At 46.3% G+C, this 25,118-nt stretch carries 30 protein-coding genes and 1 pseudogene; 2 read left to right on the top strand and 29 right to left on the bottom strand.

Annotation, left to right across the window (positions count from 1 at the left end):
• Positions 1–397 precede the first annotated feature (397 nt).
• The 22 genes and pseudogenes from WMO65_RS02940 to WMO65_RS02835 all read right to left on the bottom strand — a co-directional run bounded on the left by WMO65_RS02940 (position 398) and on the right by WMO65_RS02835 (position 13,836).
• A complete protein-coding gene (locus tag WMO65_RS02940; RefSeq protein ID WP_148391427.1) occupies positions 398–685 on the bottom strand; it encodes a nitroreductase family protein in 288 nt (95 codons plus the stop codon).
• A gap of 71 nt (positions 686–756) precedes the next feature.
• Complete coding sequence (locus WMO65_RS02935; RefSeq protein WP_148391428.1) at positions 757–1,617, bottom strand: aldo/keto reductase; 861 nt, start codon at positions 1,615–1,617, stop codon at positions 757–759.
• 19 nt (positions 1,618–1,636) lie between these two features.
• Positions 1,637–1,861, bottom strand: coding sequence for a hypothetical protein (locus WMO65_RS02930; RefSeq protein WP_148391429.1), 225 nt, complete (start codon positions 1,859–1,861; stop codon positions 1,637–1,639).
• A gap of 127 nt (positions 1,862–1,988) precedes the next feature.
• The gene (locus WMO65_RS02925; protein WP_256157716.1) at positions 1,989–2,591 is read right to left on the bottom strand and encodes a LysR family transcriptional regulator substrate-binding protein; all 603 of its coding nucleotides are present in this window, start codon (positions 2,589–2,591) and stop codon (positions 1,989–1,991) included.
• Positions 2,592–2,741: 150 nt separating this feature from the next.
• Positions 2,742–3,506, bottom strand: a complete 765-nt coding sequence (locus WMO65_RS02920) for a Fic/DOC family protein (RefSeq protein WP_148391431.1) — start codon at positions 3,504–3,506, stop codon at positions 2,742–2,744.
• Positions 3,507–3,515: 9 nt separating this feature from the next.
• The gene (locus tag WMO65_RS02915; protein WP_187370513.1) at positions 3,516–3,686 is read right to left on the bottom strand and encodes an antitoxin VbhA family protein; all 171 of its coding nucleotides are present in this window, start codon (positions 3,684–3,686) and stop codon (positions 3,516–3,518) included.
• Between the two features lie 67 nt (positions 3,687–3,753).
• Entirely contained in the window at positions 3,754–4,116 is a 363-nt protein-coding gene (locus tag WMO65_RS02910) for a DUF362 domain-containing protein (protein WP_148391432.1), read from the bottom strand.
• 164 nt (positions 4,117–4,280) lie between these two features.
• The gene (locus tag WMO65_RS02905) at positions 4,281–4,655 is read right to left on the bottom strand and encodes a response regulator transcription factor (RefSeq protein WP_148391433.1); all 375 of its coding nucleotides are present in this window, start codon (positions 4,653–4,655) and stop codon (positions 4,281–4,283) included.
• Positions 4,656–4,687: 32 nt separating this feature from the next.
• Positions 4,688–4,849, bottom strand: a complete 162-nt coding sequence (locus WMO65_RS02900) for a hypothetical protein (protein ID WP_187370514.1) — start codon at positions 4,847–4,849, stop codon at positions 4,688–4,690.
• A gap of 26 nt (positions 4,850–4,875) precedes the next feature.
• Positions 4,876–5,253, bottom strand: coding sequence for a hypothetical protein (locus WMO65_RS02895; protein WP_243128765.1), 378 nt, complete (start codon positions 5,251–5,253; stop codon positions 4,876–4,878).
• 108 nt (positions 5,254–5,361) lie between these two features.
• Positions 5,362–5,739, bottom strand: coding sequence for a flavodoxin family protein (locus tag WMO65_RS02890; protein ID WP_148391434.1), 378 nt, complete (start codon positions 5,737–5,739; stop codon positions 5,362–5,364).
• Between the two features lie 253 nt (positions 5,740–5,992).
• Positions 5,993–6,232: pseudogene (locus tag WMO65_RS02885) on the bottom strand (flavodoxin); the annotation flags it as partial.
• Between the two features lie 148 nt (positions 6,233–6,380).
• Positions 6,381–6,680, bottom strand: a complete 300-nt coding sequence (locus WMO65_RS02880) for a hypothetical protein (RefSeq protein WP_148391435.1) — start codon at positions 6,678–6,680, stop codon at positions 6,381–6,383.
• Positions 6,677–7,267 carry a P-loop NTPase fold protein gene (locus tag WMO65_RS02875; protein ID WP_243128767.1) on the bottom strand — a complete coding sequence of 197 codons (591 nt, stop codon included), beginning with the start codon at positions 7,265–7,267 and terminating at the stop codon, positions 6,677–6,679. The genes WMO65_RS02880 and WMO65_RS02875 overlap by 4 nt, the downstream gene beginning before the upstream one ends.
• Positions 7,268–7,368: 101 nt before the next feature.
• Positions 7,369–8,127, bottom strand: coding sequence for a carboxymuconolactone decarboxylase family protein (locus WMO65_RS02870; protein WP_103732346.1), 759 nt, complete (start codon positions 8,125–8,127; stop codon positions 7,369–7,371).
• A gap of 51 nt (positions 8,128–8,178) precedes the next feature.
• Entirely contained in the window at positions 8,179–8,808 is a 630-nt protein-coding gene (locus WMO65_RS02865) for a TetR/AcrR family transcriptional regulator (protein WP_148391436.1), read from the bottom strand.
• Between the two features lie 157 nt (positions 8,809–8,965).
• Positions 8,966–9,175 carry a tautomerase family protein gene (locus WMO65_RS02860; RefSeq protein WP_033139795.1) on the bottom strand — a complete coding sequence of 70 codons (210 nt, stop codon included), beginning with the start codon at positions 9,173–9,175 and terminating at the stop codon, positions 8,966–8,968.
• Complete coding sequence (locus tag WMO65_RS02855; RefSeq protein WP_148391437.1) at positions 9,151–10,239, bottom strand: aldo/keto reductase; 1,089 nt, start codon at positions 10,237–10,239, stop codon at positions 9,151–9,153. Before WMO65_RS02855 ends, WMO65_RS02860 begins: the two co-directional genes overlap by 25 nt.
• A gap of 94 nt (positions 10,240–10,333) precedes the next feature.
• The gene (locus WMO65_RS02850) at positions 10,334–10,921 is read right to left on the bottom strand and encodes a sugar O-acetyltransferase (protein ID WP_148391438.1); all 588 of its coding nucleotides are present in this window, start codon (positions 10,919–10,921) and stop codon (positions 10,334–10,336) included.
• Positions 10,922–11,102: 181 nt separating this feature from the next.
• Positions 11,103–11,987: a LysR family transcriptional regulator gene (locus WMO65_RS02845; RefSeq protein ID WP_148391439.1), complete on the bottom strand. Its 885-nt coding sequence runs from the start codon at positions 11,985–11,987 to the stop codon at positions 11,103–11,105.
• Between the two features lie 149 nt (positions 11,988–12,136).
• Positions 12,137–12,709 carry a DUF305 domain-containing protein gene (locus WMO65_RS02840; RefSeq protein ID WP_148391440.1) on the bottom strand — a complete coding sequence of 191 codons (573 nt, stop codon included), beginning with the start codon at positions 12,707–12,709 and terminating at the stop codon, positions 12,137–12,139.
• Positions 12,710–12,822: 113 nt separating this feature from the next.
• Positions 12,823–13,836 (bottom strand): sensor domain-containing diguanylate cyclase, encoded by a 1,014-nt coding sequence (locus tag WMO65_RS02835; protein WP_148391441.1) that lies wholly within the window; start codon positions 13,834–13,836, stop codon positions 12,823–12,825.
• Between the two features lie 298 nt (positions 13,837–14,134).
• Here WMO65_RS02835 and WMO65_RS02830 point away from each other — a divergent pair, with 298 nt between their 5' ends.
• Positions 14,135–14,665 (top strand): hypothetical protein, encoded by a 531-nt coding sequence (locus tag WMO65_RS02830; protein ID WP_148391442.1) that lies wholly within the window; start codon positions 14,135–14,137, stop codon positions 14,663–14,665.
• A 4-nt stretch (positions 14,666–14,669) separates the two neighbouring features.
• Here WMO65_RS02830 and WMO65_RS02825 read toward each other — a convergent pair whose 3' ends face one another.
• The 7 genes from WMO65_RS02825 to WMO65_RS02795 form a co-directional block, all read right to left on the bottom strand.
• A complete protein-coding gene (locus WMO65_RS02825; protein ID WP_033139802.1) occupies positions 14,670–15,074 on the bottom strand; it encodes an ACT domain-containing protein in 405 nt (134 codons plus the stop codon).
• Between the two features lie 242 nt (positions 15,075–15,316).
• Positions 15,317–16,552 carry a sporulation protein YqfD gene (locus tag WMO65_RS02820; protein ID WP_148391443.1) on the bottom strand — a complete coding sequence of 412 codons (1,236 nt, stop codon included), beginning with the start codon at positions 16,550–16,552 and terminating at the stop codon, positions 15,317–15,319.
• Between the two features lie 20 nt (positions 16,553–16,572).
• A complete protein-coding gene (locus tag WMO65_RS02815) occupies positions 16,573–16,848 on the bottom strand; it encodes a YabP/YqfC family sporulation protein (RefSeq protein ID WP_033143400.1) in 276 nt (91 codons plus the stop codon).
• A gap of 125 nt (positions 16,849–16,973) precedes the next feature.
• The gene (locus tag WMO65_RS02810; protein ID WP_033143408.1) at positions 16,974–17,510 is read right to left on the bottom strand and encodes a DUF2284 domain-containing protein; all 537 of its coding nucleotides are present in this window, start codon (positions 17,508–17,510) and stop codon (positions 16,974–16,976) included.
• Positions 17,511–17,617: 107 nt separating this feature from the next.
• Entirely contained in the window at positions 17,618–19,273 is a 1,656-nt protein-coding gene (gene ilvD, locus WMO65_RS02805) for a dihydroxy-acid dehydratase (protein ID WP_148391444.1), read from the bottom strand.
• Positions 19,274–19,413: 140 nt separating this feature from the next.
• A complete protein-coding gene (locus WMO65_RS02800) occupies positions 19,414–22,125 on the bottom strand; it encodes a hypothetical protein (RefSeq protein ID WP_148391445.1) in 2,712 nt (903 codons plus the stop codon).
• On the bottom strand, positions 22,122–24,239 hold the full coding sequence (locus WMO65_RS02795; RefSeq protein WP_186971210.1) for an efflux RND transporter permease subunit: 2,118 nt from the start codon (positions 24,237–24,239) through the stop codon (positions 22,122–22,124). The genes WMO65_RS02800 and WMO65_RS02795 overlap by 4 nt, the downstream gene beginning before the upstream one ends.
• Before the next feature lie 241 nt (positions 24,240–24,480).
• Here WMO65_RS02795 and WMO65_RS02790 point away from each other — a divergent pair, with 241 nt between their 5' ends.
• The gene (locus WMO65_RS02790; RefSeq protein WP_033143403.1) at positions 24,481–25,083 is read left to right on the top strand and encodes a TetR/AcrR family transcriptional regulator; all 603 of its coding nucleotides are present in this window, start codon (positions 24,481–24,483) and stop codon (positions 25,081–25,083) included.
• Positions 25,084–25,118 lie beyond the last annotated feature (35 nt).

The raw sequence follows: 25,118 nt of genomic DNA, 5'->3' as shown, positions 1-25,118 counted from the left end.
CTACAATGCTATCTGGATTAGCTGAATATCGTAATAAGCACGTCTCCTATATATTACACACCGAGATACCATATGAGGTGACATTTTTTATCCTCTTCTCTCAACAGAAAAACTCCCAGTGTATTTTTACCTCTGGGAGTTCTGTCCATATAATTCTATGTATGTCCACTGATATGCAGCAAGACACTTGTTATGAAGTCTTTCTATTCCTCTGCCAGTATATCCACAATAATTTCTGAGTTTCCATTCTTTCTCAGGCTTGAGTCCACAAGTAATATTTTTTTCATAAGGGCTGACTCCTTTTATACTTCTTCCATTACACTTATGCTCTAAAGTGCATTTTCTACATACGGTATGATTGCCGGCTTCCTCTCAGAAACCGGCAATCACATTGGTCTCAAAGTTCAATCTGCCCCATCACAAAGCTGTCAGTACAAAAAGCTTCTCCCGCTTTATCTGCTATTTCACAATGTGCCGGGCTTGCCAGCAGGGCCTCAAAGCCCTCCTTATCTGCTACGTCCACCATCATCGTGACTACATTGCCGGGACCGGCCAACTCCAGATTTTTTGCAGTCGGCGCCAGCCGTCCCGCTTCCAGAATGGCATCCAGCTTTGTCTGTTCCACCGGACGGCTGTCAAACTTCTTGCAGGTAAAACGCTCCCTGATCACTTCGTAAAATTCCATTTTAATCTCCTCCTTGTATTATAATAATTTTGTAATCTTGTAAATTTGCATATTTCCCGTGCCGTCTTCTATCACTTCACACCAAACCGGGCAAAGAAATCTTCAATCTGCACCGCGTCCTCGTGATCCATAAAAATATTCATGCCTTGATCCAGAGTCTCAATCTGCATCATGTCTTCGGTGTCCAGCTGGAAGTCAAAGATATCCAGGTTTTCGGCCATACGCTCCTTATGGGTGGACTTTGGAATTACGGGAATGCCGCTCTGCACAAGGAACCGCAGTGCCACCTGCCCGATGGTCTTGCCATATTTTTGCCCAATGGCCATCAGAATGGGATTGGTGAAAATCCCTTTTTCCCCGCGGGCAAAGGGCGCCCACGCCTCCACCTTTGCTCCATATTTCTCAATGAACAGCCAATCTCCTTTGTGTTGCTGGAACACATGGGTTTCCAGCTGGTTGACCATCGGCCGGACCTTACTGAACAGAGCCAGATCCATGAAACGTTCAGGGTAGAAGTTACTGACGCCAATAGCTCTGACCCTGCACTCTTTATAGGCTTCCTCCATCGCTCTCCAAGTGCCGTAATAATCATTGAACGCCTGATGGATGAGCAATAGATCAATGTAATCGGTCTGCAGTTTGCGCAGGGACGCCTCAATCGATGCCGTTGCATTTTCATAACCGGCGTTCATGATCCACACTTTCGTAGTAAGAAACAAGTCCTCCCGCCGGACCTTGCCTGCGGCAACTGCTTTGCTGACGGCACTGCCCACCCCTTCTTCGTTGTAGTAAGCCTGTGCCGTATCAATTGCTCGGTATCCCACATCAATGGCATCCGTGACACAACGCTCACATTCCTCAGGGCTTACAAGGAAGCATCCATAACCCAGCATTGGCATTGCCACACCATTGCTTAAAGTGATATACTCCATCTGAAAACCTCCTCCATATTTATCTTTTGTTTCTGATTTCATTACGCAGGGTATCCATGCTGATGATTCTATGCTCCAGCCTGTGGATCTCATCCAAAACCGCTGTGCGCTTTTCGCAGAGAATACGCAGCCGTTCAGGGTCAGAGCCTTCTCCGGCAGTGAGCAGCTTCAGGTAATACGCAGTTTCCTGTTTTGAAAATCCCATCTCCCCAAGCTGCCCTGCAAGTTTATCCAAATCGTCCATAGTATTTCTCCCCGTAAAAAAACTGTAGATGCACCGTCTCTCTTGGTACATCTACAGTATAAAATAACGTTCTCAAAATGTAAAATGCCTATATTGAGTGCGCGGAGATGCAGTTTTCGCATGACGGTCATTTTGTCTCCTGCTCCTCCTTGTGCTGCAAAAACTGGAGAAATGCCTTTGCCGCTCTGGAAGCGATTCGTCCTTCTTTCCATGCAAGGACAGACCCCACAGAAAGCTCAGGCTCCAGGGGCAGAAACTTCATATCATCGTAATGGCAGTCCTGCTCCAGACAGATCACTGCCCCTTTTCGTTCCCGGGCCACGATTACCGCATTGTGGAGCACGTTATAATTCGCGCTGAAATCCATCTCCTTTGCAAAATCCCCTGACCACTGTGACAGCTCCTGATGTGCCGGGGTATCGACGTGGATCGTCATGACAAGCGTCCCCACCAGGTCTCCCGGATAAATGGTATCCTGCACTGCAAGCGGAGCTTCCCTGTGAAGCAGAACGCCCCGTCGCTCTTTTGTGTGCATGGGAAGTGTCTCATACCTGGCAAGATGAAACGGCTCCAGAAACAGCCCGATATCCAGTGTTCCCTGTTCAATGCGTTCCTGTATGTCCTCATTTGAACCACTGTACAGTTCAAACTTTACCCTGGGATAGCGGTTCTGAAACCCGGCCATTGCTCGCGCCAGTTCCTGCACACTGCGCAGTTCATTGCACCCAATGGAAATACACCGTTACCTTCCTAAAAAGCAGCAGGGCACATCCTTTTCTGTAGGACATACCCTGCTGTTGTCTAATGATTCGGTTGTCTTATTTTTATATCTTTTCCTTCTGCTTTCTCAAAAAGTTCTGTCATTGCTTTGGTTCGTTTATCATTGCAGATACTTTTTTATCTCTTGGGCATCATGCTCCTTTTTATCTTTGCGGTTCCAAATTACAATTTTCCGGATGTTATCTTCCGAAACAATCAGATTTACTGCACGCAATTGTTCTTCAATGCGCTCCCGCATTTCCTGCCCCTGCTCCAGAGCATCCTGCACGATATGCCGCAGATACTCTGATTTACGCAGGTCTCCCAAATCATGGAACTCTGCATTTGCTGCAACCAGTGCATCCCTCATATAGGATGCATTATCTTTAAACAGATCACTCTCAATATAGATTCCCTGTGCCTCGATAAACATGGAGCAGAATGTGACGATTGTCCGAGTATTTCCTTCCCGGTAAGGGTGCACTTTCCAAAGTCTGGCCATACAATCGGAAAACTTTTCCACCACTTGGTCAAATTCAGCTGTTCTCCAGTGAAACGCATTCATTTCAGACAGAACCAAAACGGCATCCTTTTTTATGTCATAACAATCCGAATATTCAATTGACAGCTCTCCCAATACCGCCTCTGCCTTTTCAATATTGATGATACGGGGGCAGCCGGCCCATTCATATATATCCTGAAAGATATGATAATGCATTTTACACAGAGAATTAAAGTCAAATTTCATCCAATCAGCATCCGTTACAATTTCTGAAAGTCTGTATAATGTATAATCTGCCTCCATGTCTTTCAACATCTGCTCATCTTGAATACCCGCCAGATTCTTCAGCACTTCAGAATCCGGGTATAAATAGGGGTCACGCATTTCTGCCTCCTACGGTTTCATTTTATATTTGCGGTCAAGAGCCTTTTTCACCTCTTCCATTGAAATCTCGCCCCGTTTTTCTTTTTTAATTAATTCCTTCATTTCAGGGCTAGGCTCCAAACCATCCACTTTGATCATACCAAGTGCATAATCCCACTTTTTATCTGCTTTTACTAACATCGGAATCATCTCCTTTGCTTTTATATCGTTGGTTACAGTATACCACATGGCCCGGAAAATAGCCACCCTATGCACAATTCAAGACCACCTGTTCCATGAAAACAGAACAGTTAAACATAGAATGGCCTTTAAAATGTGACAGCACCACATAATAATCGTAGTTGGCAAAATTTACGCCCGCATAGTCTTCCGTGAGATTATCACCGCCGATGACCGGTAGCGTCATGGAGCCGTTTTCATCCATGATGTCCACCTCTGCAATGGCTGTGTAGCCGTGATCTTCCGCCACCTGATAATGCATGGCCGTATTTGCACGGGAACCGCCATAGGCAGTGTTGCACTCCACGATTGTCTGGTTTTCAAAGGACTGCACCAAACCGCCGATCAGATCCGTTTTCAAATAATTGCTGCCCGGTTCCCCAGTGGACATCTTAACGGCAATTCTTCTGCTATTTCACCTTCTGTGTCTTTTGCTGTATCCGTCTGACTGTTATCCGGCTGTTTTTCATACCCTTCCAAAAGCAGTGTCAGAACAATGCCGATGTATATTGCTGCTGTTCTTCTTTTGATTCCATCAGTCCTTTCCTAACCTTCTTACCTTTCTCCGTACTTCTCTCTTCTCCGGACAATTGCCTTTACTCTTGCTGTGATCTCTCCCGAGGAACAAGAAGAAGGGATACAATCCCATGCTCCATGATTTAAAAGCCGGATCCGTTCGCCGGAATCCTTTACATTACCAACGGCGATCACTGGAAGCCCCGGATATCTCCCTGCTATATCTTCAATCCAAAGTAGATCCGCTTCCAGATGCCCTATGCCTAACAGGACAAGGTCATACATTTGGTGATGCAGTAGTTCCGAGGCTTCTTCCCTGTTTTGAACGGCTGTACAGGAATATTCTAAAGCAGTCAACTGATGTAAGGCCTGCTCTATTCCAAAACATTCTTTTACAATCAGTATCTCTGGCATATTAAAACCTCCTTCCCACACCACCCGCTTTCTTAATACACCTTATATCCCGTCTCTATGTAGAGGTGTATCAGTTCCCACATCTCTTCCGATGTTTTTGCATAAACACTCTCATATCCCTGGCGGGAATGAAAACTCAAATATTTCTTTTGTTTATAAATCCAGAATACGAATTTTGAAATTTTCATCTCCATTTTCACCCCCGGCTGAACCATCCTGATCAGTTATTTTTCTTGTAGCCTGCGAATTTGGTAATCAGCCTGGACGTATAGTGGGAAAGGAAAATAAATGCCCCCATCAGCGCCAGATAATCCAAATAAAACAGTATAACCGGTTCGTTATAATCAAGAAAGATAAATTCAGAGCGCAAAAATAAATATGTCAAAAAATCACGTTTGACAAAGGCAAAACTTCCATAAACTGCAACCAATAGTCCGACAGCAAGCAGGAGTATAAACCGCAGTCTGGATGCGTTTTTGAATCCAAATCCTTTCCTCGCCATCCCAATAAACATACTCCAGTGCAGACCCAGATGCAGGCTCATCAGCACAAAGCCCCAGTATGCCCCCAGAATATGCAGCCACCTCGCCAGAGACATTCATGGGCCACCTCCCCCCAGAACTGATACCCCATTAAAAAGAGCATCGCTGCTGTCATCAAAATGTCAACGACGATTTTCACTACTGTTTTTGGCTTCCTCATCCGTTCACCCGCCAATCCTTTTTCCAAGCTCGTATGCTTCTTGGGGGAATTGTGTCCTTTTCGTCATGGCGGGCGTTCCGCAGCCGGTTCCCAGTACCATCCCCTGATTCCGGAAATTCAGATAGCTGCACAGCGTCATGTAATGGCTCTTGATATCTTTCATGGTCCAGTCATCCGTATTCCATGCCGCGGCAAGCAGTACAGATTTCAGCCCTCTTGCCGTCAATGCTCCATTAAAGCTGTAAAACCGGTCGATCACCATTTTCATCTGCGCGGACAGGCCAAAATAGTAAAGTGGCGTCACAAAGACTGCCAGATCCGTTTCCAGCATATTCTTACGCACAAAGGCCATATCATCTTTCTGGGCACATGGCCCGGACATGCCGCAGGCTTCGCAGCCCTTACAGGGATGCAGGTCTGCATGGGCCGTATATACCCGATGGTTAAAATATAGACTTCACGGATAACATATATCTAACAAAAGAATAAACAATTTCTAAACTATTTTTTTTCTAATGTAAATCCTCTTTGATAAAAAACTCTCCAATTTATCAAATGATATTTTCGTCTCATCATAGAAATCGATAGGAATGACTTCGGGAATGATATATTGCTGTACTTCACTTACCAGGTGCTTATTTACGCTGTATCCCGTTGGCATCCAGCCAGCTGCTGATATCGCTGTTCAGGGAAGACCCGCCTGAATAGTGGACGGACAGCGCTTCCCCCATATGGGCATCAGGAACCAGCTTTGAGATGGCCGTCAGGCTCTGTCCGAACCGGCCGCCGCCGTGGCTGCAAAACGGGATGATCGTTTTACCGGAGAAATCATATTCCTCCAGAAATGACGCGATCGGCATAGGGATTGAAGCCCACCAGTTGGGATAATAAAATGTAGCCTATCCCTCTTATGCCTTGAATTTACTGGCTTTAGCAGAAAGCACAATTGTGTACTGTGCATTATTTCTGTGTACATAAAAAGCAAACTGAATTCTTTTATAGACTCCAGCTTGCTTTTTAATTTTAGTAATATGTATGTCCATTATACGCTGCGATACATTTTGATTTCGTATTACGATCTAAATCAAATCGGTCATAGTATTCGTCGCCTTCAAATTCAAATATATATTTATATATCTTTACGACTTCTTCACAACCAATTTTAAATTTTTTCTCTTGTTCGTCTCTGCTTCCATCGCCTATAACTCTAAGAACAAATTGCTTATAAATTTCAATCTGAGGTAAAGTCTTTTCTACAAAATCGCTGTTGCCTTCTATAAATTTTTTCTTCTCATTTGCATCAACAATATCTAATAAAATCATACAAGGCTACTTCTATAAATAAGTTTATCTCTAAGTGATAAATGATAATACATCCCTAGCTCATCTGCAATCTTTGTTAACCAATATGTTTTTTCAGTATTAGTGTTACCACATTCAACAGTACGCTTTGAGTAACTGCTCATTTCTGGTAAATTTACATTTTCATCAAAAAATTTATTCAAATATCTAGTAGCATCAAATCCACTATCATAATAATTGGATATGGTATGTACCAATTGTTCTTTATTTACAGATACTACAAATATAATGTGGTCATCTTCAAAGTAATGTTTTATCCTTTCTAACATTTCTATGGCAAATGTCGGTTTACAGCGATCTAATTCATCAATAAAAATAATTAATTTCTGTGTTCTTTCCACAATGATATTATCAAAAACATCTTTTACCCTCTCTCGAATTTCTTCTTCCGTTTGTACAATCGATAAAATATCTGTACTTTTACCTTTTATTTTTTCAACCATGCCTACCATGTTGATGGACAGTTTCTTCGTATCTTTGATAAACTGATTGATAAAGTGCGGCGCTGCCAAACTTACCGGAACTCTGTCGTGTCCGATGATTCCCACATGGGCCACCAGTGTCCAGGTTGGATGTTCTCCATTCATAGTTCCGATTACGGTTACCGGCATCACTTTTAAAGCAATGCCGGTTTTTAGTAGTCACCAAATCATCTCAATTTTCCATACTGTTCATCATTAACCGCTTCCAGCCATTCATTTGATCCGTTTTCTGCAGGCACTTCTATGGCCAGATGGGCAAACCAGCTGTCCGGCGCCGCACCGTGCCAATGCTTCACTCCTACAGGAATATTGATACAATCACCCGGCTTCATCTCAACAGGTTCTTTCCCCCATTCCTGATAATAGCCTCGTCCGCCTACACAGATGAGGATCTGCCCTCCGCCTTTGTCCGCCTGATGGATATGCCAGTTATTACGGCATCCCGGCTCAAACGTCACATTGTAAATACCTACCTGTTCGGAAGAAACCGGGGCCAGATAACTCTGTCCGGTAAAGTACTGTGCAAACCCATCATTTGGCATTCCTACAGGGAAAAAGATGGTATTCTGGAACTTGTCCTTCTCCGTCTCTTCCTTTTCCGTCTCATTCCATACTTCTTTCGCCAGCTTAAATGCCGCCCATCCTTTTGGCCATCCTACATAAAAGGCAATGTGGGTGAGAACATCTGCGATTTCTTCCTTTGTCACTCCATGTGCTTTTGCATTCTGCAAATGATAGATCAGAGAGGAATCGGTGATCCCTGATGACACCAATGCTACCACAGTAATCATGCATCTTGTTTTCAGATCAATGGACTGGCTGTTCCATTCCTCACCAAATAAGATGTCATCATTGAAATGTGCAAATGACGGAGCAAATTCTCCTAATTGATCTCTTCCTGCAGTCTGTACGATTTTTTCTGACATTGTTATCCTCCTTGCTTGTAATTAAATTTTTCACTCAGTTTATATGTGTTTTTATTTCTTATCCGGAAGCAGCTGCATCAGGCACTGAAAGGTGATCTCATAAATGGATTGATATACATAGTTGACCCCAGCCTGTTCCATGGCCTCCTTTTGTTTTTCCGTCACTCTTGTGTACGGATAAATGCCATAGATAAAAGGGAAAAATTCGTAAATAAAATCCTGCTGCTCTTTTAGTTCCATATCCGGGAAAAACTTGCTCATACATCTTAACATTGTTCTCATAGATTTTCCGTAAGCCTTCTTAAAATCCACCAGATTTTCCAGGCGGCTGTTTTCTTCCATGTCATACATATTCATGGACATGATTTTTAAGAGCTGCTCCCGATGCTCTAGGCTTTTTGCTATCTGGCCTGCAAAATCTTTCTTTGAAAGTGTCTCATTCCCTTCTATGATCTGCTGGAGTTCCTCAATCCATAATTCATATTCCCGTTTCAGTAACTCCAGAAAAATCTCCTCTTTCGTCTGAAAATAATTATAGATTGACGTTCTGGTAAAGGATGTCACTTTTCCAATCTCTTTTAAGTTGATTTCCCGAAAACTCATGGTCTGGTATAGATGTTCACAGGCCTTTACAATTTCTTCCTTTCTGGCGGAAGTCCGCTCCGGCGATCCTTTTGGCATTTCCTGCTCCCCCTCTCAAGTTGTTCATCTAATTTTCTGACACCGTGTCACTATAATAGTTATAGCATTGTCCTGACATTGTGTCAACATTCAGTTAGAATCTCTCCATTTTCTCCGAGGGCATGCAGATTTCTCCTGATGGCAATCCTGTTTCGTTCTACACACCGGGCTTTACATACATGATATCATCCGTTAACTTTTCCATAGACTGATTCCAGTTTTCTTTCAAAATATCTTCCACTGAAACCGATACATACTTACCATCAATCTGAAGCTCTGCAGTAATGAACTCATGTACCCTCTCCGCTAATTTCTTTTTTTCTTCTGCAGTTCTGCCCGGAATCATTGTGATTGCAATATGCGGCATATTTCTTTTCTCCTCTCTGATTGTGGATTTATATTCTCTGATCTCCTGTGGACCACACGGGGTTTCTTCTGCATATTCACCTGGTTCTGGGCCATAACGCCGGCCAGTTTATGGGGAACGTACGCCTCCTCAAGATACTTCATTTCTTCTTCTGTCAGTTGTATGTCCACAGCATGTGCAGCTCCCTCGATATGTTGAAATTTTGTGGCGCCCACCACCGGAGCCGTTACTTTGGACAGAAGCCAGGCCAATGAGATTTCTGTCATAGACACACCCCTTTTTTGTGCCAGCTCTGCTACCCTGCTTATGATAACTTCGTCCTGTTCCTTTGTCCCGTCATATTTAAGCCTTGCATAGTCATCTTCCTGCAGGCGCTTTGATGTCTCCCCCGCCTGTTTGGAAAGGCGTCCGCCAGCCAGCGCACTGTACGGTGTCAATGCAATATTTTCTTCCCGGCAATAGGGAACCATTTCCCGTTCCTCTTCCCGGAAGATAAGATTATAATGTCCCTGTACAGAGACAAACTTTGCGAATCCTTCCCGCTCCGCTAATGAGTTTGCTTTGGCAAGCTGCCAGGCGAAGCAATTGGAAATACCGATATATCTGGCTTTTCCGGCTTTTACCACACGGTTCAGCCCCTCCATGATCTCATAAAGTGGGGTCTTAAAATCCCACATGTGGTAAATATAAAGATCCACATGATCCATGCCCAGATTTTTAAGGCTCTGATTTATCATACGCTCAACATGCTGTTGTCCGGTAATTCCAGCCTTTATTTCTTCCTCTGTCCGGGGGAGGAATTTTGTGGCGATTACCAACTCATCCCTTTTGGTATAATCCCGCAGTGCTTTTCCTACATATTGTTCACTGGTTCCGCTCTGATAGGCGATGGCTGTATCGTAAAAATTCACCCCCAGCTCCAGGCCCCTTTTTATGATCTCTCTGGAATGCTCTTCATCCAATGTCCATGAATGCTGTCCCCTCTTTGCATCTCCAAATCCCATGCATCCCATACAGATGCGTGATATTTTCAAATCCGAATCACCTAATGTTGTATACTTCATAATTATTTTCCCTTCCTTTCCCGGCACATATATCAAGTTTTTTCAGCCATTTGGCTATCTTTTCCAGCAGCTCGGCGCCGCCGTCCGGTTATCATCAGATATCTGCCTCCCTCCTCTTTTTTACCTTACATGGATTCCCACAGGCTACTGCCCCGGCCGGTATGGACTCTGTTACCACGCTTCCGGCCCCGATCACTGCATGATCTCCGATGGTAACTCCCGGCAGCAGGATCGCGCCTCCGCCGATCCATACCCCATCCCCTATGCGGACAGGCTGTGTCCATGTTTTCACATATACGGCACCGTCATCTTCTTCCCAGAACCGTTCGCTTGTTTCTTTTGCATGTACAGCCGTATAGATTTTTACATCCGGTCCGATCAAAGTGTTTTTTCCTATGGTGATTTTCCCTGTATCCAGCAACGTGCAGTTCAAATTGATAAAGCTGTTGTCCCCGATGAAAATATTGCTTCCGTAATCCACATAAAATGGCTGGTTCACACGAACATTTTTTCCGGCTGCTCCCACAAGCAGATCTAAGACCCGTTTTTTCTCATTTTCGTTTGCCGCAGGAATCCTATTATACTCCTGCATCAGATCTTTAGCCCTGTACTGCAGCGAACGAAGTTCAGAGTCACGGGCATCGTATATTTTGCCGGACTGCTTCTTTTCAAACTCAGTCATCTTCCAAAACCTCCTTTAGCTATAGGTCTATTATAAATTCGCAGTCCGCTTTTCGTCCAATGCTTACATTTTATCGTTTATCATACGCTGAGCGTATGATTCCGGGCATAAAATAAGGGTGTCCCCAAAGCCATGAAAGACTTGAGGAACACCCTCTGTATTTAGAAAATCGTATTTATTGTTACTCGCCCCATTTATGAGTGTGCAGCATTTGAATAAACAAGGATGCCGCCGGCTGGAACAGGTGATTCTTTTTCCAAAGCAGGACGCTCCGCGTTGTATGTTCCGGATAGACCGGGCAAAAACAAATATCCGGACTGCAATGAACAGACAGTGCGCCGTCCAGACATACCGCACAGCCGATACCTGCTTCCACCAGAAGTGCCACATTAGAAAGCAGATTGTAATTTACAGGGATGTTCAGATGGCTTTCTTCACACTGCAGCCAGTTCAGCACTTCATTTCTTGCATTTTCCCTTTTGGGCAGAATTAAGGGATATTCTCTTAGATCCTGCACATAAATTTTGTCTTTTTCCGCCAGTGGATGATCTTTGCGAAGCAGTATGCCCCAGCTCTCTTTCTGTGACAGGCGGAGAAATTCATATTTTTTGGTATCAACCGGCTCCAGCAACAGGCCCAGATCCAACAGCCCTTTTTCCAGTTTATCTTTGATATTATCAGCCATCTCGTTATATAAATCGAATCTGACATCCGGATATTTTTTCAGAAACTGCTTCATATATCTTGCCAGGACACGGCCTCCCAATGCCTCTGATGCGCCAAGTGAAATCACTCCGCTGATGGCTTCATTTTTCCCTGTAAAGGTCTGTTCTGCCTTATCCGCCAGTTCTACAATCTCCTCTGCCTGTTGTTTGAACAGCATTCCGTCATCTGTCAGAGTCAGGGAGCGTTTTCCCCTGATGAGCAAGGTAGCGCCCAATTCATTTTCAAGTTCGATGAGCTGCCTGCTGAGTGTAGGCTGCGTCACATGCAGAATATCTGCGGCTCTGGTGATATTTCCCTCATTGACTGCTGTCAGAAAATAACGAAGTACCCTTAATTCCATACGCCTGCCTCCCTCAATGTCTCTTATCGTTATCGTGGAATTTGTCTGTGTCTTAATTCATTGTAACATATTTGATATGCAATCGGCAGGATATTTTCGGGGCGCAGGCGATAAAAGGTGGGGACACTGTCTTACGGTGCCCCCTGAACTTATTTTTGCGTGATCTCCCCTAGAAGCTGCTGCATCTCCTGAACACCCTTTTCCTGGGAATCAATGATCGACTCCAAAATCGGTTTTAATTCCGGACAGATACAAAACTTAAGTGCATTTTGGGACATAAGGACAGCACCCCTGTGGTGGAGAATCATTTCACGCATGAAATTTGCGTCAATGCAGTTGTCGGTGCAGGCCGTGTGCATTTCCCTGAACATATTCCGAAGGATGCACTCATTGCTGCGCTGGTAGTAATTCAACGCCCGGGGTGTATTTCTCCGGCGGCTGCATTCGGAGCAGATGGCCTCCATACTGCAGATACTTTCTTTCTGGGAGCATATGATATTCTGGGCAATGTTCTGAAGCGGTATGCATGTCGTAAAGCGCAGCAGATTTTCCGACATTTCGATGGCTGCCCGGTGGTGCGGGATCATCTGTTTGATAAAGTTTGCGGAAATACTGTCGGTAAGGCAGACAGATGTCATGTTCTCGATCATTGTATCTAGGATGCACCGGTAACGTTTCACATAATCTATAGTGTTATTGCTCAGCTGGCATGTATTTGTCATTTTTATTTCCTCTGTGCGCCTGGTGCGCACTTAAATCAGCTCATTATACATTATGCCGGCTTATGCGTTGCGTGAATTTATCCGAAATGCGCTTCTCCCTTTCCTATCCCGGTTCAAAAGAGTCTCCAGATACCCGTAGTCGCAGAAGTTTTCAAACTGCAGCCGATATTCAGCTTTTCAATACGGTTGGCATTAAGGCGCAGGGCTTCGCTGAATTTATCCTTTGTCTCCTCAAGCAGCTCCTGAAAATAGGAAGGGATAAATAAATGACGGATGGCATCGCCGCTTAAATTGACAAAATATACTCCGTTAAAACCAGGTGCCCAAACAGACAGGAATGTATCCGCATCCTGTTTCTCCAAAAGTATCTGTTCTAACTCCTTGTTTAGAACACGTAACTGACGTTCTTTTCCGTTCATCCTGCGGAAAACTTCCGGCTTATCCTGATTCAGGCAAAAGGCTACGAATTCATCACCGCCAATGCGGTATACATATTCCGGACCAAACACCTGCCGGAGCACCTCTGCCAAATCCTTCAGCATTTGATCTCCTGCTGCATGCTCCATATGATTGTTGATCTCGTGAAGCCCGTTTGCATCCATATAAACACAGGCAAATGTCCGGTAACTTCCGGCTGCAAGCATCTCTGCATCGGAACGAAAGCAGTTTCGGTTTTTAATACCGGTGAGAGGGTCACGGTTTGCACTGATTTCCAGCCTTTCATTTTCTTTCGAGCTCTCTTTCAGACTCAATATGATCCATATAATAATTGCCGCGGTAAGCAGTAAAAATGCCGTGATACACATGCCTAAGAGAGGACCCTTTGAGATCGAGGCATATAACATGGACTGTGTCATCGAATGTATCTCTTCCCGGCGCAGCCCTGTTAACAACACCCAGTCGGTGGAGGGGATGGGGGCATAAAATAAATAGCACAATCCGTCCTCCCAGCAGTAGGTTCCCCGTCCGGATTTTCCATCCAGACCATTTCGCTCCAGTTCTATAATGGACCGTGTAACAGGGTCCTCTTTTTCCTCCAGTATTTTCTCCGCATTATACTGGCTGTCCACCCACTCCACATGTTCTCTTCTGCTGACTGCAATATCAGTGCCTTCCGCGTTGATCATATAGGACTCTCCCGAATCGACAAACTGCAGTCCCTGAATGATAGAACTGAATATGTATCCGTCTTTTTCAATGCAGAGTACCCCTGCAATGCTGCCGTTTTGATATACCGGAGCAGAATAACAGACGATATATTCATTCGCCTCATTAAAAAATATGGACCATAGACGGAACCCTGTCCGGCAAAAGCAGTCTTAATATCCTGCCCGTCTTTTATATCCCTTTCCCGTCCATCAGAGGCTGTCACAGAATCCGGTGATACATAAACCATTCTCAGAATTTCAGAGCGGGAAGATACATTTGGAAATACCACCTCGCTTCCGGCGGCTCTGTATCAGTTCTATGAAAAAAGGATCACCCTGCCGCCTCCAAAGACGCAGGAATCCTTTCAGTGGAGCAGTTACAAGAAAGTCTCCCAGCGCTGTTATACCCTTTGCCTGGAGATTATGGTGGGCATCAAGCGCGGCATCTACCCGGTGGACTCCAAACTTCCGGCGCTGCATGCCTTGGCAGGAACAGCGCTGTGATCTGACCGCTTACAGCATTCTTGAACTTATAATACATCTGGCCCCCTATCACGCGGTCAGGAACGTCTATACCTCACTCTTTTATCAGCTTATGTGGGGATACCCTATCCGAAATATGCGGGGAAATCGTGAAACCTTAAACAGATACTATCTCCCCCGCCTCACTTCCCTGCTGGATCGCCTTAACAAGGAAGATATGGAAGGGTTTGCGGCAGAGCTGGAGACTGTTTTAAGTTCTGATGTTGAATTTTCAGTCAAGAAGCTTATTGATCTGGGAATAGCAGAGGCATCTGTAATCCTTTAAACACTTACAGGACACAGTGTCCTTTGGCCTGCAGGCAGTTTTTCACCTCATTGATGCAGTCCACATGGAGGATCATGATAGGCATTCCCGAACTTCGATTGAAGGAAAGGTATAGATAGTCCACATTGATATTGCTGTCCAAAAGAGAGACCAAAAGCCTGTCCAGGGCACCGGGATTGTCATCCAGCTCCACGCCCAGAACATCCGTGTCGCGGCAGATAAAACCTTCTTTGGAAAGGGCCTCCAGCGCCCGCTGCGGATCAGAGACCACCATTCGGATGATGCCGTATTCGGCACTGTCGTTTGTGACAGAGCCCATAATATTAATATTTTCCCGTGCCAGGATACCGGTGACAGACTGCAGCATCCCTTTCTTATTTTCTGCGAATATGGATATTTGCTTTAACATATATTCCCCTCCTGTAAGTAAAAACGTTAGTAGAATCCAACACAAGTATATGTTCTCTTCCACGGTTCTGTCAATACATTTTCCCCAAGGCAGGGTGCGTGAAAATTGTCCCCGGCAGGTTTTTACATCTGTCGGGGACGGAAGGATTCTAAACGCAGCCTTTTCACAGCTGCACACAGAGCGTCTTCTTTCCTGATTCAGGCTTCCATGACCGTTCCCGCGTTCCACGGGCAGCAGTAATTTTAGTTTTCCTCTGCCTCTTCTGCATTTGGGGCAGGCTGTTCCAGAATCTCCACCGGTTGTTTTTCCGTGGATTTTTCTATGATTGTCAACTGGCCTTTTGCCACGCAGACATTGTTAAGCACCTGTATTTTTACATGGTTCTCTTTTACCTGTACTTCTTTTTCGCGCAGGGTATCAAGCAGAAGTTCAAGCTGTTCCTGCGCTTTTTTCTCAGCGCCTTCCTTTGTGTATTTGAAGGGCTTTGTGACACTCTCATAATCTGTGCTGCTTCCGTAGAAAATGGGAAGGCGGAAGTTCTCTGTCAACCGGACCTGATGCAGCTTGGTTACGGTATCAAACTGGTCAAAATGATTCTTCCCTTTCAGATTGATAAAGTAATCACCTAACTGCAGGACCGGGCCTTTCTTGGCTTCCCCGGTATAGACATTCTTCTGAAAATGTATGTCGAATTCATGGTAATACTGCATCTGGGACTGAATATAAATGTCAGCATCGGATTCTGTGTATTCATACCCCACCACTTCCTTGCTGTCGTTCATGATATCCACCCTGCCGGATACCAGAGTCTCGCCTTTTTCGCAAGTCTCTCCCACTTTTTTGCAGGGCGTGCCTTTTCTGGTGATCATGGAGACAATGGTTCCTGATTTTCCGGCAATTATGCTGCTGGGATTTTCCTCGGTCTGATTTATTATCTTGTTTGCCGTGGCATTTTCTTTTACTTCCAATATGAGCCGGGTGCCGGATATTTTTGCGGATACCCAGGTGATGTCAGGAAATTCCCTGCGCATCTGTTCCGCTATGTAGGAGCAGTCCACATCTTTTTTTAAGATACCGTGATGGATTTGGATCTCATCCAGATAATTGAGTATGGTCTGCGTGCTGTTGTGGCGGTTTCCCTCCACATGAATGTTCCAGATATGCTGGGACAATACCATGAGCAGAAAAAATCCTGCCAGAATGCCGATAAAAAATGCCTTTCTTTTTTTGTTCCGGTAAAAAAAGAAGGGCAGTCCGTATTTTTTTATGATTTTCACACGGGAACCGGTCTTTCGGCATATGGGTTTCATCTGGTAAAACCCGGAGATACTCACATTCATTTCGTAGAACCCTTCCCGGTTCTGCAGATCCCAAACAGGGATATTATGGTGGGCACACATATTCAGGAAACGTTCCGGGCCGCCGCTTTGCAGACGGATGCGGACATAGCCTTTGCAGTAATAATTCCAAGCCTTCAACTTTGTTACCTCCCATTTTCTTATAGAAAGGAAACACGACAGATGCTTCCTGTGATCTTCATCTCTTCGTTGGTGTAGTAGTCAATGGTGAGGTGGGTTCCCTCTATTTTTATAGCATCGTGTTTGGTGAGGAGAATAATGCAGGTGTCCTCATACTGGCGGATGCATTTGTAATTTTCTATAAAAAGCTCCCTGGAGCCGGTCATGGTGAAGATGGCTTCCCGGTATGCCAGGTCTTTGGGGATTTGAAGGGAGTCGGCGATGCGGCCGGTGATGGGGGTGGATTTTTTGCGCATGGGGGTGCTCCGGGGTGATGTCTTACTATTATGAGTATGCGAAAAGTGGAGAATTGATGACAAAAGGGGGCGGGAGTTCCCGGTATGGGACGGTTCCGCCCTCCTGATCTTTGATACCTTGCAATCTATTCGATAAAAAGAATGCCGAACCAGAGAATCTGGTTTGGAGACAGGGTAAAATCCAGATTATATTTTTCAGCCAGTTCACTGACGATGATGCCGTGGCTCTCCACACAGGGATGCATTTTCTCCGGGAAACGGCAGGGGGCATCCGGATACGTGCATGTTTCACAGATGTCACAGGATTCTGTGGAGAGAGCCATACACCCGGTTCCCTGGGACTTTATGAACTGTTCGATGGCGGCTGTTATGTTTTCATGTTCCCTGCGGGTGGACAGCATCTCCTCAAAATTGATGACATCGGAGACCTCCGCTATGGTGGAGAACAGAAAGCATTCTTTGTAGGCAAGACAGCGGTGCCTGCACTCCTCCACACTTCCCACAGCCGGCGGACAGGCCCAGGTGGACTGGAAACGATCGCACTCTTTTTCGCAGATCCATCTGACGCGGTAGGAAAAATCAATTTCCTCCGGACTGAAGAAGGCATATTGATAAACCGGATACTGACAGATGAACTCTTCTATTTTTTCGTGTGATATCATTGGTAAATCCTCTTCTTTCTCTTTTCTTTCCTCTGCAATATGTCTTTTATTATACAGGAAATGCCGCATTATGGCAATGCGGCATTTCTATGGTGTACGGCAGGGCCTCAGTCCAGGACCGCCCCTCTGCTGCCGGAAGAAACACTTTTGGCATATCTTCTCAGATATCCTTTAAGCGCTTTTTCTTTTGGTTTCCAATCGACCCTTCTGGCCGCCAGTTCCTCGTCGGAGATAAGAATATTGATCCGGCAGTCTAAAATATCAATTTCAATCAGATCTCCATCCTCCACCAGCCCGATATTCCCCCCGTCTGCCGCCTCCGGGGACACATGGCCGATGGCGGCTCCTCTGGTTGCCCCGGAAAACCGTCCGTCAGTGATCAGCGCCACCTTATCACCGAGGCCGCTTCCCATAATGGCTGAAGTCGGATTGAGCATTTCCCGCATTCCGGGGCCGCCTTTTGGACCTTCATAGCGGATGACGACTACATCGCCTGCGTGGATCTTTCCTGCATAGATGGCAGACAGGGCCTCTTCCTCTCCGTCAAAGACGCGGGCCCTGCCTGTGTGCCGCATCATTTTTTCGTCCACGGCAGATTTTTTGACCACACAGCCCTCCGGGGCGAGGCTGCCTTTCAGCACAGCGATACCGCCCCCGGCGCTGTAGGGCCGGCTGATTGGACGGATGATGGAGGTGTCTCTTATCTCATGTCCGCTTATATTTTCTCCTACGGTTTTCCCTGTACAGGTAAGCAGCTCTGTATGCAGGAGGTTTCGCTTACTGATTTCATGCATCACGGCAGGGATGCCGCCTGCTTCTTCCAGTTCCTCTATATAGTGGTTTCCTGCGGGAGAAAGGCGGCACAGATTCGGTGTTTTCTTTGAAATTTCATTTGCCAGATCCAGGTCAATCTCTATCTCACACTCATGGGCAATGGCCGGAAGATGAAGCATGCTGTTGGTACTGCAGCCAAGGGCCATATCTATGGTCAGGGCATTTTCAAATGCCTCCCTGACCATAAGATCCCGGGGCTTCACATCCTCTTTGACAAGTTCCAGGATACGCCGCCCGGTCTCTTTTGCAAGACGCAGCCTGGCGCTGTAGACAGCCGGGATGGTTCCGTTTCCGGGAAGGGCCATCCCCAGCACCTCTGTCAGGCAGTTCATACTGTTGGCAGTAAACATGCCGGAACAGGAGCCGCAGGTGGGACATGCTTTCTTCTCATAAGTACAGAGCGTTTCCCCGTCTATGCGGTTTGCCTTAAAGGAACTGACCGCCTCGGACACGGTGGAATAGCTGATGCGCTCTTTTTTGGAAATGCCGGCGAGCATAGGCCCTCCGCTCACAAAAATGGAGGGAATGTTCAGGCGCGCGGCTGCCATGAGAAGGCCGGGAACATTCTTGTCACAGTTCGGCACCATGACAAGGCCGTCAAAGGGATGAGCCATAGCCATGGCTTCTGTGGAATCTGCGATCAGCTCTCTTGTCACAAGGGAATACTTCATTCCCTCATGTCCCATGGCAATTCCATCGCACACTGCGATCGCCGGAAATACAACAGGAACGCCGCCTGCCTCAGAGACACCCTGCTTAACCGCTGCAACTATCTTATCCAGATTCATATGCCCCGGCACAATCTCGTTTTGTGAACTTACAATTCCGATCAGCGGCTTCTCCATCTCATAATCTGTCAGTCCAAGTGCATAGAGCAGTGCCCTCTGCGGCGCGGCCTCCACTCCTTTTTTGATTCTGTCACTACGCATTTTTTATACCTCCTGGTTTTTCTGTATTATATCGCAGTAGTTGTATACTGTCAATATAGTTGTATGCTCTATTTACAGATGACAGAATCAAAAAAACGGTACAGCCACAATGTGCTGTACCGCCTGATCAAAGATTTATCTTATTCTTCTGTCTCGATCGCGTCTGTTTCAATGATAAATTTCACGTTGCTGTTCATGTTGTCTGCTTTTCCGCTGAAGGTATCATAAGTGCAGTTTTCAGAATTGAGGGCTTTTAATCGGTCCAGGACATCGCCCAATTCATCTTCTATGGTGTCCTTCATCTTTTTTGTGCCCTTTTCGTCGAATTCCTTCATGCCGTCCTTCAAGGTTTTGGCGCCGTCTTTGAGCTGGGAGATGCCGTCCTGCACCTGGCCGCTGGCATCCTGCAGGGTGTTGCTGCCGGTCAGCAGTTCGCCGGTTCCTGAGGTAAGAACGGAAGCTCCTTCCCGCAGTGTGCCGCTGTTTGCGGAAAGCGTGGAGGCTCCGGAAGAAAGCTCTGTGCTTAACGCGTCAAGGCCCTGGCTGAGCTCTGAGGTGCCGCCCTGTAATGTTCCCACACCCTGTACCAGTATGGGAGCCTTTTCTTTCAGCTCGGCTGCGCCGTCCAAAAGCTGCCGGTTCGCGCCTCCCAGGTTCTGGAAACCGTCCAGAAGCGCCTGAATCCCTTTGCCTGCCTCGGGAAGTACAGAGGTCTTCTGATCCAGAAGATTCACACTGCCTGAGAGCTGGCCGATGCCTCCTTTTAACTGCTGCATGCCTGTGTTGAGAGCAGATACACTCTCCTTTAATGTCTGCATGGAAGCTGTGGGAATCTGGTCCTTTACGGCTGTGATGCCTTCCAGCTTCTTCTGGATCGACGGCAGTTCGGTGCCGCAGAGTTCATTTACTGTGGATTCGACTGACTGATAAGAGCCTGCCATCTGTTCCATGGCCCCGATAATTCCGGAGGGATCAAACGCAGGAAGGTTCACCTCCACTGCAGGCGTCTGGATATGCTGCAGTTCCTCTACATTTTCTGCGGACACAGATACATTGCCGAGCTGGCCTTTTGCTGCTTCCAGAGCACTTTTAACTGCCTCATCATCTGATGCGGCGATCTGCGCGTCCAAAGCGTCTCTTGCTGCCTGGAGCTGGGCGTTGGCGGCATCCTCCGCATTTTGTGCTGCGTTTTGTGCTGAAGACTGAAGCTGGGCGTTCTTCTCATCAATACTGCCGTTTACAGAATCCGTTATCATCTGTTCTGCCTGGGCAACGGCTTTTGCCGCCTCTGTCTGGATTGTGGTCAGATAAGACTGCAGAGAGCCGAGACCTGCCTTGAGGTTTTCGCCTGCCGCCATCATTTCACCCACCGGTTTGGCAATCTTTTCCTGCATAACAGAGGAAAGGCCCTCTGCCTCCCCGATCAGTTCCTGTCCGGTGCCTGTCATCTGGTCTATCAATGCCATCATGTCATTGACCTCTGCAGTATCCAGAGTATCCTTTAACTGCTGTGTTCCTGCGGCAAGTGTATCCGCAGCAAGGCGGATGTCATCCTTGGTGCTTCCTTTTCCGTCCAGAACACTGTTCAGTTGTTCAATGGCACCCTTGATCTCCGTCAGGCCCGATACAAGGGGTCTGAGTCCCTCTGCTCCGGCTGCAAGCTGCTTTTCTCCGCCGATATAGGCCGCTGTGCCGTCTGCAAGCTTTACTGCGCCGTCTGCATACTGCTTAACGCCGTTCACCACTGTGCTGACACCATTTACATACTCTGTGACCTTGCCGGTCAGGACACCGCTGCTTCCCAGGTAAGTCTGGATCCCGTCATCCAACTGGTCTACGCCGTCGGTATAACTGCCGATTCCGTCAGCAAGCTGTGCGGCACCGCTGTCCAGTGTTTCGATTCCGCTTTTCAGGGTGTTGACACCATCATCAAATTCTTTGTATTTGTTATCCAGCGTGCCGGCCCCTTTGGAAAGCTCTGCGGAACCGTCTACCAGTTTCAGTGCGGCGTCCTCCAGATCATTTAAGGCATCCTTTAGTTTATCCATATCTGTGATGTCATCGGTTTTCAGTTCCTTCATAACATCTGTCAGCGCTATGGTAAAGGTGGGGTCCATGGAGAAATTCTTTACATCCGCGGACACTTCCAGGTTCTCCGGCAGATTTATACCTTCGCTGTCACTGTCTTTGTTCAGTTTTTTGTCAAGGCCCAGGCTTTCTTTCAGGCCGGGCATGGCAATGCCGAGTACAATGTTTCGGTTGCCGTCTGAGATTACCTTGCCGTTATCGATCACAACATTTGAAAACGTCTCCTCAGGCAGGATCAGACCTGTCAGCATCACAAAGGGACTATAGAGTGTCTCTTCTTTTCCGTCCACCTTTACGGTCTGCTTTGCATGGTTTTCGTATTTGATCCTGATCTGCAGGTGGCCGCTTTTGCCGGCCAGATCCTCCGGGTTCATTTTCTTTCCGTCCAGGTAATACGTGAAGTTCACGGTTACGGGAAGGTCCTTTCCTGTTTTGCCCTGATAATAGATATCCTGCCCTTCGGTATTCCATGTGACAGAATTTCCGCTTTCGGTATAAGTCTCATCGCCCTTTACGTTTTTTATGTCTTTCAGATCCGTCCGGTCCTTTAATGTCTTCTTTGTGCCTGCATTTTTCAGCCAGTTAGACACGGTCACGTTCTTTTCTTTCCCTGCAGCATCCGCGTTTACATAGACGGTTTCTTCCTTGGATACTTCTTTCTCATTTTCCCCTGCTGCGTAGACCGGCATGGCACCCATAACAGCAGCCATGCTCACGGCAAGTCCTGTCATCATCTTATTCTTCAGCTTTCTGTTCCTGTTCATTCCAATACTTCCTTTCCTGATGAGCACTGTTTTTTTGTCTTCTTTCCCAGAAATCCTATGGATGTCTTACAAATCACTTTGTCAAATATCATAAACATGGCCGGAAGGACCATGATAACTACTGCCATACTGATAAGAGCGCCTCTTGAAAGCAGTGTACAGATAGAACCGATCATATCCACCTTGGAGTAGCAGGCAACACCGAACGTAGCGGCGAAGAAACTGCATCCGCTGGTGACAATGGAGAGCATGCTGGCCTTATGGGCAATGGATATGGCCTCCTTCTTGCTGTGTCCTCTCTGGCGTTCCTTCTGGTACCGGCTGGTCATCAATATGGCATAATCCACAGTGGCACCCAATTGAATGGTACCTATGACAATACTTGCCACAAAGGGAAGGCTGGTTCCCTGATAGAACGGCACTGCCATATTCACAGCTATGGCAAACTCTATCACCGCCACCAGAATAACAGGGAGGGACAGGGACTTAAATACCAGCATGATGATAATGAAAATGGCAGCAATGGAGATAATATTTACATTGCGCAGGTCCACATCCGTTACATCCTGCAGATCCTTCATCAGCGGCGCCTCACCGATCACCATAGCGGAGCTGTCATAGGATTTTACGATCTTATCGATAGCCGCAATCTGCTTATTGACCGTAGGTGTGGCTGACTCATATTCGGAGCAGACAAAAGCCAGCTCGTACTTGTCACTCTGCAGCATCTTTTTGATATCCTTAGGTATCATGGAATCAGGAATGGACGGGCCGAACAGGGAGTTCATGCCGATGGTCCATTTGATGCCGTCCACCCGGTCAACCGCCTCCATCATGTCGCGTTTGTCTTTGCTGTCCATGTCCTTGTTCATAAGGATCATATGCATGGTACTCATATCAAAATCTTCCTGCAGCTTCTCATTTGCCACATTGCCCGGAAGGGATGCCGGCAGAGACTGGGCGATATTGTAATAGACCTTTGTATGGTTGTTTCCGTAGATGGCCGGGAAAAGCAGAACCAGAAAAACGACCAGCCACAATTTATAATGCTTTGTAATGAACCGGGAAGGTTTCTCCACATTTCGTATGAGCGGTCTGTGTCTTGTCTTCTCAATGGCCTTGTCAAAGATAAGGACCATGGACGGAAGCAGGGTGACACAGCATACCACACCGATCACAACACCCTTTGCCATGACAATGCCCAGGTCCCTGCCCAGGGTAAAGGTCATGCAGCAAAGAGCTGCAAATCCGGCAATGGTGGTAACTGAGCTGCCCACAATGGATTTGAAGGTGTTGGAAATCGCATGCCCCATAGCCCTGTTTTTGTCTCCCGGAAAACGAAGTTTATTCTCCTCATAACTGTTCAGAAGGAAAATGGAATAATCCATGGTAACGCCAAGCTGCAGCACAGCGGTCAGTGCCTTGGTAATGTATGAAATCTCCCCCAGGAATATGTTGGTTCCCATATTGTATAAGATAGCGCAACCGATGCTGAGCAGGAAAAGCACCGGAACCAGGAAGGATTCCGTGGAAAGCTCCAGGACCAGAAATGCCAGACATGTGGCAATGACCACATAGATGGGCAGCTCCTGCAGGGATATGTTCTTAATGTCTGTGACGATCCCTGTCATACCGCTGATAAAGCACTGCTCATCTGCCGCTTTTCTCATCTGCGTCACAGCTTCCATAGCCTCATCGGAGGATGTGGTGTTGTCAAAAAGCGCCAGCATCATGGTGGCATCTCCCCGGAAGAAGGCTTCCCGCAGGTCTTTTGGAATCATTTCCACCGGAAGACTGATATCCGCCACATCGTCATACCAGAGCACATCTTTAACATGCGGTATCTCACTGAACTTATCCTCCAGCTTCTGCGCATCCTTCAGGTCCATATTTTCCACAACAACCATGGAAAATGCGCCCATTCCATACTCATCCACCAGAATATCCTGCCCCTTTACGGTTTCCAGGTGTTCCGGCAGATAACTGAGCAAATCGTAGTTAATTCTTGTTTTAGCCATACCTATTACGGATGGAACCAGCAGAAGGATTCCCAGCAGCAATATGAGAACCCGGTGTCTGGCTATCCACTTACCCGTTTTGACCAAAGAAATCATCCCCTATTCTGTTTATTTTTCGTTTTCATTTCAACCTTCATTATATATGAAAATGACCAATAGTCAATATTTAAAAGTCACAAGAATCTACGAAATAGCAAAATGAATTTTGGTCATTTTTTAGATATTGACTTTTAGTCATTTCTATAGGATAATAAAACTAAAATCGAAATTCAGGTGTGATAAAAGCCGTAACTGTCAGGGTAGCGGACAGTTGCCGCATATGAAAGGTGAGAGAGCCATGGGAAAACTGGAGATAAACAAAAAGCAGAAAAAGAATGCACTTTTCCAGACAGCATTTGATCTGTTTACGAAAAAGGGTTTTGCCAAAACAACGATCTCTGATATTGTAAACCAGGCCGGTCTGGCAAAAGGAACATTCTATCTGTATTTTAAAGACAAATATGATTTGAGGGATAAGCTGATCGCCTACAAAGCCGGGCAGTTATTCGCAGATGCCCATAAGGCCCTGGCCACCAGGGAAGTTTCAGGCTTTGAAGATCAGATGATGTGGATGATGGACTATATCATTGAACGGTTTCAGAAGGAACATGCCCTTCTTCAGTTCATTGCAAAGAATCTCTCCTGGGGAATCTTCAAAAATGCCTTTGAAAGAACCGTGCCGGAGGAATCACAGAAATTTTATGAATACTATCTGGAAATGATGAAAAAAAGCGCAGTGACCTGTGAGGAACCTGAGCTTATGCTTTTTACTTTTATCGAACTGGTGGGGTCCACCTGTTACAACTGTATTTTATTTGAACAGCCCGTAACCATGGACAAATACCTGCCGTATCTTCACAAAGCCATCCACCAGATTTTTCTTGCTTATACAACAAGCTGATATGACAAAAGGGCCGGCGGCTGTCTGCATCAATG

The sequence above is a fragment of the Blautia caccae genome, assembly GCF_040095955.1.
Taxonomy (GTDB): Bacteria; Bacillota; Clostridia; order Lachnospirales; family Lachnospiraceae; genus Blautia; species Blautia celeris.
The sequence above is the reverse complement of the archived record's forward strand: the minus strand, read 5'-3'. Positions and strand labels throughout refer to the sequence as shown.